A 13,924-nucleotide genomic window follows, 5' to 3' on the forward strand; every position below is an offset into this window, starting at 1 on the left:
TTTCTACTAGTCTTAACCCTATGACTTCGCAGGGTTCTCGCAAAGATGACTACCTCCGCAATGCGCAGGGGGAAATAATCAAGGATCGATTTGGTCGCCCCGTCCTCCGGCGCGGCACCCCGACCACGCAGTCGTCGGCAAGCAACCCAACCCACGGAAACGCCCCGGTGCGCAGACCACGCCGCGACGGCAGCGGCGCGTCACGGCCGCACCAGCAACCACCTGCACCTACGCAGCAACCAGCTACCCGCTATGAAGCTTTTCCCGCCCAACAGCGGCAACTACAGCAACCGCAACAGCAACAACCACCTCGGCCTAAACAATACTTTCCGCCCGCACAACCCACTCGGGCCGCACCCAGTAACTACCAACAACCACAGCCACGCCCAGTGCAACCAGCACACATCCCGGCCAGCCCGGCGCGCCGCCGTCGGTTCCGGCCTCGGGGTTGTGTGGCTGGCTTTACCTGGCTGGTCGCCATTGTCTTGGTTTTGGGTATCGCTGGCACGCTGTGGCTTGATTCCCGGTTAAACCGTACCGATGCCGAACCGGTGCAACATGTTGCGAATACCGCTGGCACGAACTGGCTTTTGGTTGGTTCGGATTCTCGCACGGGGCTGAGCGAAGAAGATGTGCAGCGGCTAGGCACCGGTGGCGACATTGGTTCCATGCGTACCGACACGATTATGTTGTTGCATATTCCGCGTAGCGGGAAAGCCACCCTTGTTTCGTTGCCGCGTGATTCCTATGTCAACATTCCGGGCTATGGGATGAATAAGATCAACGCAGCGTTTACCTTCGGCGGCGCTCCGCTTTTGAGCCAAACGGTGGAGGAAGCCACTGGGCTTCGGATCGACCACTACGCCGAGATCGGCATGGGTGGTCTTGCCAATGTTGTCGATGCGGTTGGTGGCATTGAGGTGTGCCCGGAGTACCCCATTGAGGATCCGCTGGCTAATTTGTACATCGGCGCTGGCTGCCAGACGATTGACGGCCCGACCGCGTTGGGTTACGTGCGTACCCGCGCCACCCCGATGGGGGATTTGGATCGGGTACAGCGGCAACGGGAGTTCTTCACGGCGTTGGTGAAGAAGACGTCGTCGACAGGTACCCTGGCTAATCCGCTGCGGATCATGCCGACGATCAATACCGTCACCGGCAGTTTTACGGTTGGGGAATCCGACCATGTGTGGAACCTCGCGCGGGTTGGGCTTGCCATGCGCGGCGGCCTTGCCACCGAAACGGTTCCGGTTGCTGGTTTCGGCGATTACGACGTCGGCAGCGTCGTGTTGTGGGACGAGGCGGCTGCCGCCCAACTATTCTCCTCCCTGCAATAGTCTTTGCTTTTCGACGCCCTCGGGTAGTCCGCCCCGCCGGGGTTACTTCGATTACATCGGTGTTCCGGGCGGGGTTTTATGCTGTGTGGCGATAATTAACATCTTGCTTATCATCGACTTGGGGAGACCAACCTCGGACTCTATATATGCCGTTATAAGGTAAAAGTGAGTTATGGAAATACAGTGACCTGAGCCAGTGTTGATGTGATCAACTTCCATGAGATTTTCATCATTCCATTTCTAACGCTATGAAATCACCAACGTAAAGCGTAGAATGGCTGACACTTAATATTTGCTTTCATAATTCGTCAGCAAAAGGAGGGAAACATGGCAACTGTGTACAACGTGGGTCAGCTGATTACTGAGCTGGTTCCTAGCATTGACAAAATGCGACTTTATAAGTTGTGCTTTTTCTCTCAAGGCTGGCATCTAGCTTGGACCGGAATGCCTTTGTTCAATGAAGAGCTGCAGGCATGGACCATGGGGCCTGTACCAAAGTCCTTGCGGGATCGTTCGGACAGAATTGCTGACGGATGGATCGTTTCATTCATCCCGAATGGGGATTCAACTACGCTTTCGTCGTATGAACGTAGCGTTGTTGAAAATGTAGTTGCTTTCTATAACGCGTATTCTTCAGAAGAGCTTTCAGAAATTAGTCATGGTCGTGCATGGCTTGAGGCTCGGCGAGGGCTTCCGCACGATGCAAAATCTGAACAGCCACTCAGCATCACCACGATTCGTGAAGAATTCACCGATCGTATCCGTTCAGGTGAACCTGCCCCTACAGCTCCGGCAGAAATATTCAATAATACCGACTTCAATTTTGAAGACATGCTTGAGACTGCAATCGAAATTGAAAAGGAATGGCACCGCACATTTGAACTACTTGCCAAGCGATAGCGTTGTCTCCAAAAAAATTTTCACAGCAGACTGACGAGGAACGTATTGCAGCTTTCCTCGTCAGTCTCGCGTGTGAGCTTAATAAAAGATGCGGTAAACGAAAAACTAGTGAAGGGGTTCCAGAAGCATACTCCGGATACTCAGTAGAAAAAGATCTTTTGGAGTCTGCGGTTTACGCTCCTTTTCAAGTATTTAGCAATCACCGACCTAGATATGCATCACCCTATGACCGCGCAGCCGCATTGATAGTTCACATCGCCAAAGGACACCCTTTCGGCGATGGAAATAAAAGAACAGCGCTTCACCTTGGCTTGTCCTATTTACGATACTTATCAATACGTATAACTGAACCAGATGGTGAAGCTGGATCGAGATTTGTCGAAGAAATCGTCATCAGTTCGCATCCATATGACCTATTGATCCGGCAGGCTAGCCAGCTCCTTCAAGAATGGACTGAACCTGATGCCACCGCTAAGTCGCATCGCAGTAAGCCTAATGAATAGGTGCACTCTCTGATATCAGTCACTGTATCTCCCAGCCCAAGTAGAAAATATAGCAATACTTCTATATGACTTACAGCGACCAGGCGGCAAGTGCTGCGAAGGTGACGCCTGCGACGAGTCCTGCGAGATAATAGCTGGCCACATCGGGCGAGATGGAGAAACCGAAACCCGAGTCCATCACCACGAAGTTGGTCACGGTGCGTGGTTTGGATCGAACTGTTGCTATCCACCCGACTGAGATGGCCGCACAGATGATGGCGGGTAGTATCCCGTGCGGTTGCCACAGCGTAAGTAGTATTCCGACCGCGAGTAGTGTGTGAAGCGCGATGAACAAGCGTCGCACCCGGTGGGCGGCTGTGGTGGACATTGGGCCAAATGTAGCTACACGTGCTATTCCGGCGCCGATCATTCCCCAGCCGATCAGAAAACTGACGCAGGCAAGCTGCGGCGCACTGGCTGCAAGAGCGATTGTGTAGAGCAGAATGGCAAGGGCGATAAGTGGCAGGTAGAAGCGGCGATAGAGGCGTCGAAAAGCAAGCAAAAGGTAGTTCGCGGTGGGTGTTTGCTTACGCCACCACTTCGGAGTTTGGGTGATAACAGTTGCCGCAATGGCGTTTGATACCAGTTCAGAATCTTGGATACTAATCCCGCCAAGGCCGACGTCGCGGGTACGGCCAGCAGTCAGCAGTTCAGCCAGCGTCCAATTGCGCATGCCGAACAGGATGCGGCTTACTGCGGCGATGGTCGCCAGCTGCCACCAAAAATCGAGTGCGATACCGATTGCCGCCGCACCCACCGTAACCACACCAAGTTGAAGGAGTGAATAGTGGTCGATGCCGGACATGGTGCGGGTGAGCTTAGCGTGGTACACCCAGCGGTGCTGCGAAAGCGCCCGCAGCGGCAAAAGTTGTTCCGCTAAAACATTTGTAAGAAGAACCGCGGCGATTGCGGCCGCCACCGACACCGACCTAGGCACCCGGGCGGTCACCTGCGGCAATTCGGGGACGAGTGCGGTTCCGACGCTGATGATAAGCCCGGCACAGATAGCGAAAACCACGGCGATATACACAATGTCACCGGTGCGCGCGAGGTAGGTTTTCATTAGAGCAGCACCCGCTCGTCGCAGGCCCACAACATGTCCTCGCTGTGGGTTGCGATGATAATGGTCACCCCGGTGTCCGCTATGGCTCGTAGTTCCTCGGCGAGAAAAGCCTGCCAGGTTGCGTCGAGATGCCGTTCGGGCTCGTCCATAATCAACACAGTTGCCGGTAGATAAAGCTGGGTTGCCAAGTAGGCGCGCTGTCGCTGTCCGCTAGAAAGATAGCTTGGCGGCAACGCCGCTAATTCGTCCAGCTGCCAGGGTTCCAGTTGCTCGGTGAGGTCGACCTTTGCCTTGCGCTCAATCAGTGCGATGTGTTCCCCAAGACTGAGATCGGGCAGGAAAATGGGATCGTCGATGTGGTTAATCCGGCCAGAATTAGTAACATCACCAGGCGGAACACCGTTGAGGCTGACGGTGCCGTCGTAAGGCTCAAGGTGCCCAGCCAGCGTAAGAAGCAAGGTGGTTTTACCGGCGCCATTCACGCCGGTAATGGCGTACATTTTCCCAGGCTCAAAGGTGCGCTCAAGCGTGGTGAGCGGGATCGTTCGCCCGATCGTGGCGTTGATATGTAATCCGTTATGCTTTTCGACGCCCATTGCTCACCCGAGTCTAAAAAATCAGCCCTGCTCTTTCCGCTCCACCCAGAAATCGGCATTCTTAATGCCGAGCGCCTCCGGGTCAAATTGGGGATCGCGGCCAGCCTTCTTCTGCTTCCGGTAATCCCACAGCGCTTTATGCGCCGGAACCTGTAAGAACAATATTGCGATGATATTAAGCCAAGCGGTTAATCCCACGCCGATATCACCCAACGCCCATGCGGTGCCAGGGGTAGTAACGGCACCAACCACCACTGAGACAACGACCAGCACCCGCAGCCCCCAAATGATTCCACGCCGCGCCGTCCGGTTCGGAATCCACCGGTTGAAATAAGCCACGTTAGTCTCCGCCATGTAGTAGTAGGCGAGCACCGTGGTGAAGGCGAATAACGCCACCGCCACCGCCACAAAGCTGGGGCCCAGCCCAGCGGCAAAGGAATTAAGACCTTCCTGCACAAAACCAGGGCCAACTGGCACATCCGGGTTAATGGAACCTGGGTACACGACAGCACCGTCTTCACTTTCACCCTGGAACACCCGGTACATGTCGGTGGAGATAATGATGAAAGCCGTCGCCGAGCACACAAATAAGGTGTCAATATACACCGCGAAAGCCTGCACAAACCCCTGCTTAGCCGGGTGGGAAACCTCAGCAGCCGCCGCCGACTGCGGCCCAGTGCCCTGCCCTGCCTCATTGGAGTAAATACCTCGCTTCACACCCCACATGATGGCCACACCAAGCATGCCGGAAAACGCCGCTTCCTTATCAAAAGCAGAACGGAAAATGAGGCTGAATACATCGTCGATCCGGTCATAGTTGACAATCATCACAACAACAGATGCAATGATGTACAGCACTGCCATGAATGGAACAATCAGAGCCGCGAAACTAGCAATACGCTTAATTCCGCCAATGATGATGACCGCAAGAGTCACACCCAAAACCGCAGCGGTGATATAGAAATCCACACCCCAAGCGTTCTTCATTGCGGCAGCCACACCATTAGCCTGGATTCCGGGCAAGAAATAAGAGGTGGCCAGAATCATGGAAACCGCAAAGACAATGGCATACACCAACATGAATGGTGCCGCAGCGGTGTGCTTGAATGCCTTTTCAATGTAATAAGCAGGCCCACCCCGGTACTCACCGGTGTCTTTATCCTTTTCCTTGTAAATCTGCGCCAGCGTACATTCCACAAATGACGTCGCCGAACCCAAAAGCGCAACCATCCACATCCAGAAAACCGCGCCGGGCCCACCGAAGGCAATAGCGGTGGCCACGCCAGCAATATTGCCCACACCGACCCGACCAGCCAGCGAGATCATCAGTGATTGGAAGGAAGAAACGCCAGATTCCGATTTCTTACCGCCCACAATTTGGCTGACCATATCGGGAATACACCGAATCTGGAGAAATCCCGTGGCGAGGGTGAAAAACACCCCAACCGCCAAGCACAGGAACACCAAGGCTGGCGACCAAATGATCCCATTTAATGTTTCAATTACAGTTTCCATTGCATCCACCCAACCGCCATCATTATGTGACTAGAGTCACCGAGCAAGAGTATGGGAACTATTGTGCAATAAAATCCGCCGCAATGTGCTCATTTCGTTTAAAAACACGCCCATCAACGAAAGCAGATTTCCCCACGCACCCACATCCGGGTACCGAACGGCACCCCGTGACGCCCGAAGACCCCATGAGCATCAAGACGAAGTTTCTTTTAAAACGCAGTGAGATGCTTTTCGACGCTTGAAAAATCTAAAGGCAACGTATCGCCACATTCCAGTCAGTTGGGGTGTCACGAATGTACGCGTACACTTGGACCTTAAAGCCTTTGACTGACGATAACCATGAGAGGTAATAAACCCACCGACACGATGGTTATTCAACGTCTGGCAGATGAACTCGACGTCAGAAACGATCACGGTAGTGGTCGATAAACCTGATCATTTCCTAAGGTTTCGGGTCGAGTTCCGATGCGAAAAAGCCGACGTAGCCTTTGAGCTGCTCATTAATATCCCGTAGTTCCTGGTTTTCACGACGCAACCGTGCATTTTCGGCGATCACATCAGCTTCATCACGGTGAATGATTTCCGCGCCATCCACGCCTAGCCTTTCTACACCCACTGGGCGTGCCGTATGCCACGACACACCAAGCCTTTGGCGCCACACATTCACACGCCGCCCGCAACGAGCAGATCTTCAGCCAGAATCCGGTCCTCAACAAGACGGACCACACGATCCTTGAGCATCCTGATCACATTTCCTTGGCATACTCCAGATTTTCCCATCTACTCAAACGGAACAAAACCCGGGACACTTCAAGTTTTCACCTTTGATTAGTCAATGGGCGCAACTCTAATGCGGTTCCCGTCTGGATCAGCTACGACAAAAGTTTTTCCGAAAACATCATCATGGGGTTCCTCAAGAACGGATACTCCCTGTTTAACCCATTCATCGTATGTGGCGAGGATTTCTTGCTCGCCACCTCCCAGATTTACGCATACTTCAGATGTCCGGGAGCCAGCATTCATAAGTGAATCGCTTTCCCCGGTCCAGAGCGCAAGAGAAACTCCCGATGCAAGATCCATGGTTACATAACGAGGAGATTCAAAGCTAGTTTCTAGGTTAAGCAGTTTGGTATAAAAAGCCACCGATGCATCAAGATTTGATGCATATACGATAAACACAATCTCACGATTACCCATCTTATAAACACTCCTATTAGGTTTGGTTGGCAGTTATTTGGAAAAAGAGTTGAGAAAAGGTCTCTCCATCAGTAAGAATTCACTTAAATGCCCATCATGGGGCAAGTCTCGAAAACTCGCTGTGGTCGGCTCATTGATTAACACGCGCCCATTAGAACGGGATCGGAACACCTTAGCTATGATGTCGACATCAGATGTAAATAATGATGTAGCGAGAGATCTACTAAGCATTCTTTTTATGTCTATATTTTCGATCGTAGAAATCTCTACCAGCGGAAAAGGCAGCTCCAAGATCTCTTGTCCCTCCCGGTGTTGTTTACGGCGAAAAACAATAGGCCCTGCAATAATCCTACCATCCAACGCGGTGGACGTGCCATCATAGAGAATTTCTACGTTTTGGTCAGAGTAAAATCCCCCTGTAAGGGCGTGAAAACGGTCAACAGAATAACAAGGTCTATCGTCTTTACCAGTTTGAACCCGACACTTAATTGCATTGTCGAGAGATTTTATGAGAAGCGACTCCATTTCCCCGGATTTTTCCGTCAAAAGGAGCAACGAGGTATTGAAGCAAGCCACACCGCCAGTTGCAATAATAGATTTGATAATTTTCTCAATCGTCCTGCCATCCTGACGGCTGGGGTCGATTATCGTTGCAGACCTCCCTGGCCCATAAACCTTTATATCAGTACGACCACTGTACCTTTTCTCTAAAGATTTACCGCCGAAAATGATAGACAAATCGCATCTATCAACTAGAAAGTCGCTGGTGAGGTGATCGCAATAAATCACCGAAAGAGCTCTTTTGGGCACACCTGCTTTAATAAGACTTTTTGAAAGCCGTAAAGGAGTGAACGGATCCCGGATCGACGGCCTAAGAATAACTTTATAGCCATAAAGAAGCGCTTCCACCCAAACGCTATTTGGCCCGGGGCTATTGCCTGGAAGGTTAACAAAAAGAGTATCACCTTTGCGAGCCCGCATAAGGCCAAAGGAGGGAGGTGATAATTCTCCTAACGAGTTGAGGAAAAAACTATTTCTTCTACGTGCCCCTCTTGCTTTGGCAGGTACTTCTAGAACTGCTTGCGCCAGCCGCTTTCCGGATTCCTTGACCATTTGCACAGAAAGGCCAGTGGCTTCTGCAACCGATTTACTATACCGTTCGAAATCCTGCCCCCAAAAAGTGGCCGTTGTAAATAGGTTTGCAGCCTCAGCAAAGACACTTTGATCTATATTCAACAATTCGCCGTCTATGTTCTCAATATTAAACAGATCTGATCGATAGTTGACTTCAGCTGCGGAAACCAACTCCACGCGAGTGGATGGCACTCCCGTGATTTCACTGGTGAATCGGCTAGGTAAACTTTCAAACTCACCATGTATTAATGGAGGAATATGATTTAATGATGGGTTAGTAAACTCCATTTATAAAATTCTCCTTAGCCACGATTTGTTGGTTACTGAGACTAACCAGCCCGTCAGCAGCTATAATTCCAAAGTCTCGATCAGGCATTGGAGGATATAGATGGGTCTTAGAAGCATGGGCGTATGCTAATCTTCCTTCGCCTGTTTCCCAAAAAGCATCCTCGTCTTCGCCACATATGAAAAGCTTTGTGAATGGTGCGTGGAAACTAAACCATTGTTCCGTTTTTTTGCTGCTCAAGTCCACCGGAACTTCTACTCCAAATCCTAGCGTCATCGTATTTCCCAAGACCCCAAAGAAAGGCAGCCTTGGAAAAATCACATCCCGCATGAACATTTCCGACTCGTTATCAAAGGGCATTCCGCCCCAACGAATCGAGATATGATTCTCATTAATCACGTCAACGAGCTGATTATCTCTGACTAGGTTTTGCAGAATTGGTGGAGTCGTAATAATGCATCCCACGTCCTGAGTGAGCAACACGTTCTTCATCTGGTCTATCAAATGTTGCGAATAACCATCCACATTACCGCCATAGCTAGCGGCATTTTTAGCCCATCGTGGATCAACATCAATGCGAAATGCCTGAGCGCCTTCTTTACGGGCACCTCGAATAGATAATTCTCCTACAACGTGCGGCCCAGTAGGCACCGAAACAAGCCAGTTTCTACCTGGGTGATGTCCCCACTCCAACATTCTGCTAGCTGACCAATCGATCAACTCATTAGCCCATTCTTCGCCGAGAATTACGCGTTTAGGTACGCCAGTAGTTCCACCGGACTCAAAAAAACCAGCGATTTTGGTTTTTGCGATCCCTGAGGGAATGAAATCTTCAATTGGGCGTGTTCTAAAATCTTTCTCTAGCTCAGAAAAACCCTTGGGGGGTACCCCATCCAAGAACCACTTTACTATGAGTTCTCTGCTCCACCCGCTTAGCTTTCTCGAAATCCAATACTTGGAGCCCGTCGAGTCCGATGTATGCCAGTCAACCATTTTATGGACGTGGTCGGCATAGGTTTTCATGAAAGATCATCTCCAACAATACCTGTAAGTGCAGCCCACTTCATTCCAGTGGAAATCGTAGAAAGAATTATCCGTTCTCCTCGATGAAGTCTCCCTGACTCAAAATAATCGATGAATGACAGGATGGGGTCCGCACAACCACAGTGTCCGTGTTTCGAAACGAGATCAGCGTTGCTGCGTTTTATCCGAGACTGTCTTGCAATCTCTGCAATGGACCGAACTCCCTCTAGGGTATGGAAAAGGCAACCTGCAGATTCATCCCATTGGGCATTTCTTTTAACTTGGGCGATCACATCTGCCATCGTGCTGCTCCGAATCTCAATAAAATGATACAGCTCTTCTGGCGTCATTCGATAAATATCTTGGATCCTTTCTCTTCCTGGTTTGTAATACTCTGGGGAAGAAGTCGGAACAATCATTGGTTGAGCAGAGCCACCAAACTCAATTCGCATCATGTCAACAAAATACGGAATAGATACTTCTGCGAATGAACCCAAGCGCAATAAGTATTCATCATGCTCTCCCGAGACCGTGACGACAGTCGCAACAGCAGCATCGCTTAAGATCCCATTCAACAATGAAAATCTGTCATGATGAGCATCTGATACCTTTTGAGCCTGAACGACAAGGCCCACCACACCACCCCCGTTTTTCAGCATATTTGAAGCTTCGTCAAATGCTGTTACAGCTGAACCGCACCCTTCCGTAATACATCGTGTACGGATTCGATCAACCCCTAATTCCGCCCCGACTTGACATGCGAAGTCGATCCCTGGGTAGTCAGCTATATCAGTATGAGCGCCGACAATAAAGTCAATATCACCAGCTGTAAGTCCTGCATTCTGTAGAGCTTTCACTGCAGCATCGCCGCCCATCTCTCGAAGAGATTTATTGGATTTGTAAAAATGGTTATAACCACCAGCTTCAAGAGCTTTTATTTGAGCGTCAACTGGATAATCTATCCGACTTAGAGACTTTTCCTCCCCTACACTCGACCCCAATCCAACTATGTCTACATTAAGCATCACGCTTCCCCCATTCTCCAATAGGCTCACTTAATATTTCATTTATTGATACTTGAATACCTTTTTGAGCCAATTGTTCCTCCAGAGCTAGCGCTGTTATTGAATTTCCACCGAGATCGATGAAGTTGTCACCAGGCTGCACTTCGTCGTCAAAGAGATCGGAAAGAAAATGCAAAATTATGCTTTGCTGATAAGTCATTTCTGGTTCTCCTTATTTGTCAGTTCAGAAATCTTGTTGTGATCAATTTTTCCGCGATCTGTGATAGGCCATTCGTTCGGCGAAAGAAAGATATAGCGGGTTGGACGAGGGAGAACACCCGAATTGCTTACTACTTGGCGAAGAGTCCGTTTATCAATCGAACTAGTACCATCGGTCTTGATTGCCGCAAATACCTGGTCAAAGGGGGGACAAGAAACAACCCACAGATATGCATCCTCAACGTCCTTCTGAGACAGAAGTATATCGACCGTTCGAGAAGGATCGATTCTCTCACCATTGATCTTTAAAAAGCCTGATGACCGGCCTTTGAAGATTAGGTCACCGGTTTCTTTTTTTTTCAACGATATCTCCCGTTGCATATTCATCAGTCTTCACTATGCCATCACCGAGGTAGCCTTCGAACACTTGAGATCCAGAGAGAAACAATTCCCCGCTAGAAATATTAACTCGTAAGCACATATCCCCCATTGGATCCCCAATAGGCACAGACGATAGCGCCATATCCTGGCTAGTTAAAAGGTGCACGCTACAAAAGATCGTAGCTTCTGAAGGTCCATAAGCGTTATATATCTGGACTTCATCAGGTGTGACATTGCTCGGAAGATGCCGCAAAGCATCCCATCCAAGACGCTCTCCACAGAATAAAATCGACCTGGCGTCTTCAAAAAATTGCTGGGAAGTTGCAGCATCTAGCTGGCCTATTTTTTTAAGTTCAGACGGTGTCAGGGTTATATTTTGTGGGGAAAATTCAGCAATTTTTCTGTATTCTACCACAGACCATTCAGCTATCGGTGTCGGGCTAATTATAAATTTCCCTTTAAAGAGGACACAACCAAATATTTCCCAAAGGGCCAGATCAAAAGATGGACGATGTTCCCAAAGCCAAGTCTCTCCAGACACCAACGTAAGCTTTTCATTTGCGGCAAATAGCATACTGCTCAGGTTAGATCTAGATATCGGAATGATCTTCGGAACACCTGTTGAGCCGGAAGTCTTAACAACGTAAACCCATTCCCGGTTCCCGAAATCCTTACACTGATTCTTCTTTGTGATATACGAGAGGTTGCCAGAATTAGATCCCAGCTCCACAACCAATACATTTCCATATTCTGATAGCTGCGCAGAAACTGAGTCTGCTTGCTTTATATCATTCGACTCAATACAGAAAGGAACCCTTTTTTTAATCGCCGCTAAAATCCACGCAAGTAAATTCGCGGAGTTAACTCCTCTTATAACTATAAACGCTGACGGCGACAAATTATATTTACCCATATGTGCCGTTGCCTCACTGATTTTTGCAGACAAATCACGTATCGTCGTCTGGGAACTTTGAGATTCTGCAATGATTGAATCTAACTCTTGGTTCAAATAATTATCTACCAACAATTCAAGATAATCGCGCTCTAATCTCATGGCTGAAGCACCTTTCTTGTCCATTCCGAGGCAGAATCATTGGACTTTAAATAAAGGTATCGATGATGCACTCGGTCAAAATCGCCTTCCCAAAACTCTATTTCTGTAGGCTCAAACATCAACACCACGAACGATTCAGGACATGGTAGTTTTTGAACATTCTCCATTGCGTAATACTCCGCAGCTCTACTGCGCAAATATTCAATTTTTTCGGTTGATGCTTCTTTACTTTGTTCTGATAGCGCTGATACGATGTCCATGTTCGCAGGCCGTTCCATCCACCATTCTTGGGCTTTCAAGGCAGAAGCTTCCCTAAGCATGCCACGAATATTGAGCTGTCTGCGTAATTTGGGCCAATAGACATGCCAAGACGCACTTTCAAGAACGTTTTTCCCACTCCATTTCCTACTGCCTCTGTGAGTAGCCAAACTCATAGTATTGCCCGAAAAACGAACATTCATTGTGCGAGATGAGATTAAATCGTTGTCGTCAATCGTGGAGAGGGTTCCTACACAAAACTTGTATTCTTTGCCAGAATTATCTCCCAACCATCCGTGGATAATAGTCCAGGGATCATCTAAGCGTTTTTTTAAATCCATAATTAATGGGACATCTGCAGAAAAATCCACTGCTTCACCATTTCCACTGGTGGAACTATTCATAGTACAAATTCTCCTTCTCCGATTAGAGTTGTTTGTCCAGAAAGCGTATAGAATGCGTTTTCAACCGAATAGTCGCCACACATTAGGACTCCAGATGCTCTTCCGACCCCCTGCGTGACCTCAATATGCGTCAAAGAAGGCGCTGATTTTCTTATTTCTTTCAGAATAGGAATTACCGCCGTCCCCGTAGCGCGATCTTCATAAACTCCGTAAGAGGGACTGAACATCCTATTTTCAATGTATTCTCCCTCAACGAAATAGGCATTTAAGGCTATATCCTTGAATCTTTTCAAACTCTCCCAGTTGGGATCAAAACTTCGCAATTCATCAAGGGTGGGGACTTTAACTAAAACATGACGAGGACCACAATCATAGATAGGAAGATCTTGTTCCTGCATTGAAAGCATTTGGCATAGTTTGGCACTGTCTTCATATACACTCCGCAGAGGGTCTGGAATTCTAAGATACGATGTCGCTCCATGGTGAGTTTCAAGTAATTGAAACTCAACCTGCATATATCCTGTATCAATGATTCCCTTTTTGATCCCCCACATTTCTCGAAAAGACCTAATAGCACCAATAAGAGGGTGACCCGCAAACTTCATAGAGTCATTAGGGTTGAAAATTCTTAATTCTATTATTGGGTTTGGTGTCCTTTCTGACCAAGAGATAGCATTCACGAATACGCACTCGGAAAGATTTACAAAAGAAGTTATTTGCTGTCTAACTTCTACACTCAAATTGCCGTAATCGTATACGACGTAAACTGGGTTACCAAACCCGTAAGATGTTGAAAAAGCACCGATCAGGTGATTTGCAATTCTAGCCGTCATAGGGATTCACCCCCTACCAAATGTTCAATAACAATAAACTCTTGATCCAAGATAGGACTCCGGCCAGTTACGTGCTCACCTATATTGATTTGTTTTGTACAATCTATTGGCTTGTGGTTTGTGGAACACATGATAGCACCCCAATATTTCCTATCAAACGAACCAATCCAGATCTTTT

Annotated in this window: 16 protein-coding genes; 3 read left to right on the plus strand and 13 right to left on the minus strand. The window is 48.7% G+C overall.

All coding sequences use genetic code 11. From position 1 onward, the window contains the following. Positions 1-20: 20 nt before the first annotated feature. The 3 genes from CMUST_RS14220 (at position 21) to CMUST_RS14230 (ending at position 2,740) form a co-directional block, all read left to right on the plus strand. Entirely contained in the window at positions 21-1,337 is a 1,317-nt protein-coding gene (locus tag CMUST_RS14220; protein ID WP_047263065.1) for an LCP family protein, read from the plus strand. 327 nt (positions 1,338-1,664) lie between these two features. After that, entirely contained in the window at positions 1,665-2,237 is a 573-nt protein-coding gene (locus tag CMUST_RS14225) for a Panacea domain-containing protein (RefSeq protein WP_047263066.1), read from the plus strand. Positions 2,238-2,239: 2 nt separating this feature from the next. Then, positions 2,240-2,740 (plus strand): type II toxin-antitoxin system death-on-curing family toxin, encoded by a 501-nt coding sequence (locus CMUST_RS14230; protein ID WP_052844807.1) that lies wholly within the window; start codon positions 2,240-2,242, stop codon positions 2,738-2,740. A 70-nt stretch (positions 2,741-2,810) separates the two neighbouring features. Here the strand turns inward: CMUST_RS14230 and CMUST_RS14235 are convergent, their stop codons facing one another. The 13 genes from CMUST_RS14235 to CMUST_RS14295 form a co-directional block, all read right to left on the minus strand. Beyond that, the gene (locus CMUST_RS14235) at positions 2,811-3,842 is read right to left on the minus strand and encodes a hypothetical protein (RefSeq protein ID WP_052844808.1); all 1,032 of its coding nucleotides are present in this window, start codon (positions 3,840-3,842) and stop codon (positions 2,811-2,813) included. Next, positions 3,842-4,438 carry an ABC transporter ATP-binding protein gene (locus CMUST_RS14240; protein WP_047263067.1) on the minus strand — a complete coding sequence of 199 codons (597 nt, stop codon included), beginning with the start codon at positions 4,436-4,438 and terminating at the stop codon, positions 3,842-3,844. Before CMUST_RS14240 ends, CMUST_RS14235 begins: the two co-directional genes overlap by 1 nt. Before the next feature lie 21 nt (positions 4,439-4,459). Continuing rightward, on the minus strand, positions 4,460-5,953 hold the full coding sequence (locus CMUST_RS14245) for an alanine/glycine:cation symporter family protein (protein WP_047263696.1): 1,494 nt from the start codon (positions 5,951-5,953) through the stop codon (positions 4,460-4,462). A 442-nt stretch (positions 5,954-6,395) separates the two neighbouring features. Then, positions 6,396-6,593: a hypothetical protein gene (locus CMUST_RS16915; RefSeq protein ID WP_169748505.1), complete on the minus strand. Its 198-nt coding sequence runs from the start codon at positions 6,591-6,593 to the stop codon at positions 6,396-6,398. Between the two features lie 188 nt (positions 6,594-6,781). After that, positions 6,782-7,150, minus strand: a complete 369-nt coding sequence (locus tag CMUST_RS14255) for a VOC family protein (RefSeq protein WP_047263068.1) — start codon at positions 7,148-7,150, stop codon at positions 6,782-6,784. A gap of 33 nt (positions 7,151-7,183) precedes the next feature. Continuing rightward, a complete protein-coding gene (locus CMUST_RS14260) occupies positions 7,184-8,572 on the minus strand; it encodes an aldehyde dehydrogenase family protein (RefSeq protein WP_047263069.1) in 1,389 nt (462 codons plus the stop codon). Continuing rightward, complete coding sequence (locus tag CMUST_RS14265) at positions 8,559-9,593, minus strand: hypothetical protein (RefSeq protein WP_047263070.1); 1,035 nt, start codon at positions 9,591-9,593, stop codon at positions 8,559-8,561. Before CMUST_RS14265 ends, CMUST_RS14260 begins: the two co-directional genes overlap by 14 nt. Further along, positions 9,590-10,618 (minus strand): 3-oxoacyl-[acyl-carrier-protein] synthase III C-terminal domain-containing protein, encoded by a 1,029-nt coding sequence (locus CMUST_RS14270; protein ID WP_047263071.1) that lies wholly within the window; start codon positions 10,616-10,618, stop codon positions 9,590-9,592. Before CMUST_RS14270 ends, CMUST_RS14265 begins: the two co-directional genes overlap by 4 nt. Beyond that, entirely contained in the window at positions 10,611-10,817 is a 207-nt protein-coding gene (locus tag CMUST_RS14275) for a phosphopantetheine-binding protein (protein ID WP_047263072.1), read from the minus strand. The genes CMUST_RS14270 and CMUST_RS14275 overlap by 8 nt, the downstream gene beginning before the upstream one ends. Next, positions 10,814-11,203, minus strand: a complete 390-nt coding sequence (locus tag CMUST_RS17095; protein ID WP_144414239.1) for an acyl-CoA synthetase family protein — start codon at positions 11,201-11,203, stop codon at positions 10,814-10,816. Before CMUST_RS17095 ends, CMUST_RS14275 begins: the two co-directional genes overlap by 4 nt. Next, positions 11,157-12,275 (minus strand): AMP-binding protein, encoded by a 1,119-nt coding sequence (locus CMUST_RS14285; RefSeq protein ID WP_083987614.1) that lies wholly within the window; start codon positions 12,273-12,275, stop codon positions 11,157-11,159. Before CMUST_RS14285 ends, CMUST_RS17095 begins: the two co-directional genes overlap by 47 nt. Continuing rightward, a complete protein-coding gene (locus CMUST_RS14290; RefSeq protein WP_047263075.1) occupies positions 12,248-12,913 on the minus strand; it encodes a pyridoxine 5'-phosphate oxidase C-terminal domain-containing protein in 666 nt (221 codons plus the stop codon). Before CMUST_RS14290 ends, CMUST_RS14285 begins: the two co-directional genes overlap by 28 nt. Beyond that, on the minus strand, positions 12,910-13,746 hold the full coding sequence (locus tag CMUST_RS14295) for a PhzF family phenazine biosynthesis protein (RefSeq protein WP_047263076.1): 837 nt from the start codon (positions 13,744-13,746) through the stop codon (positions 12,910-12,912). Before CMUST_RS14295 ends, CMUST_RS14290 begins: the two co-directional genes overlap by 4 nt. Positions 13,747-13,924 lie beyond the last annotated feature (178 nt).

The sequence above is a fragment of the Corynebacterium mustelae genome, assembly GCF_001020985.1.
GTDB lineage: Bacteria > Actinomycetota > Actinomycetes > Mycobacteriales > Mycobacteriaceae > Corynebacterium > Corynebacterium mustelae.

Coding starts and splice junctions, on each gene's coding strand:
- CMUST_RS14255 (WP_047263068.1), bottom strand. CDS start 7,150: ATGGGTAATCGTGAGATTGTGTTTATCGTATATGCATCAAATCTTGAT.
- CMUST_RS14225 (WP_047263066.1), top strand. CDS start 1,665: ATGGCAACTGTGTACAACGTGGGTCAGCTGATTACTGAGCTGGTTCCT.
- CMUST_RS14235 (WP_052844808.1), bottom strand. CDS start 3,842: ATGAAAACCTACCTCGCGCGCACCGGTGACATTGTGTATATCGCCGTG.
- CMUST_RS14285 (WP_083987614.1), bottom strand. CDS start 12,275: ATGGACAAGAAAGGTGCTTCAGCCATGAGATTAGAGCGCGATTATCTT.
- CMUST_RS14270 (WP_047263071.1), bottom strand. CDS start 10,618: ATGCTTAATGTAGACATAGTTGGATTGGGGTCGAGTGTAGGGGAGGAA.
- CMUST_RS14240 (WP_047263067.1), bottom strand. CDS start 4,438: ATGGGCGTCGAAAAGCATAACGGATTACATATCAACGCCACGATCGGG.
- CMUST_RS14220 (WP_047263065.1), top strand. CDS start 21: ATGACTTCGCAGGGTTCTCGCAAAGATGACTACCTCCGCAATGCGCAG.
- CMUST_RS17095 (WP_144414239.1), bottom strand. CDS start 11,203: ATGAATATGCAACGGGAGATATCGTTGAAAAAAAAAGAAACCGGTGAC.
- CMUST_RS14260 (WP_047263069.1), bottom strand. CDS start 8,572: ATGGAGTTTACTAACCCATCATTAAATCATATTCCTCCATTAATACAT.
- CMUST_RS14265 (WP_047263070.1), bottom strand. CDS start 9,593: ATGAAAACCTATGCCGACCACGTCCATAAAATGGTTGACTGGCATACA.
- CMUST_RS14290 (WP_047263075.1), bottom strand. CDS start 12,913: ATGAATAGTTCCACCAGTGGAAATGGTGAAGCAGTGGATTTTTCTGCA.
- CMUST_RS14295 (WP_047263076.1), bottom strand. CDS start 13,746: ATGACGGCTAGAATTGCAAATCACCTGATCGGTGCTTTTTCAACATCT.
- CMUST_RS14275 (WP_047263072.1), bottom strand. CDS start 10,817: ATGACTTATCAGCAAAGCATAATTTTGCATTTTCTTTCCGATCTCTTT.
- CMUST_RS14245 (WP_047263696.1), bottom strand. CDS start 5,953: ATGGAAACTGTAATTGAAACATTAAATGGGATCATTTGGTCGCCAGCC.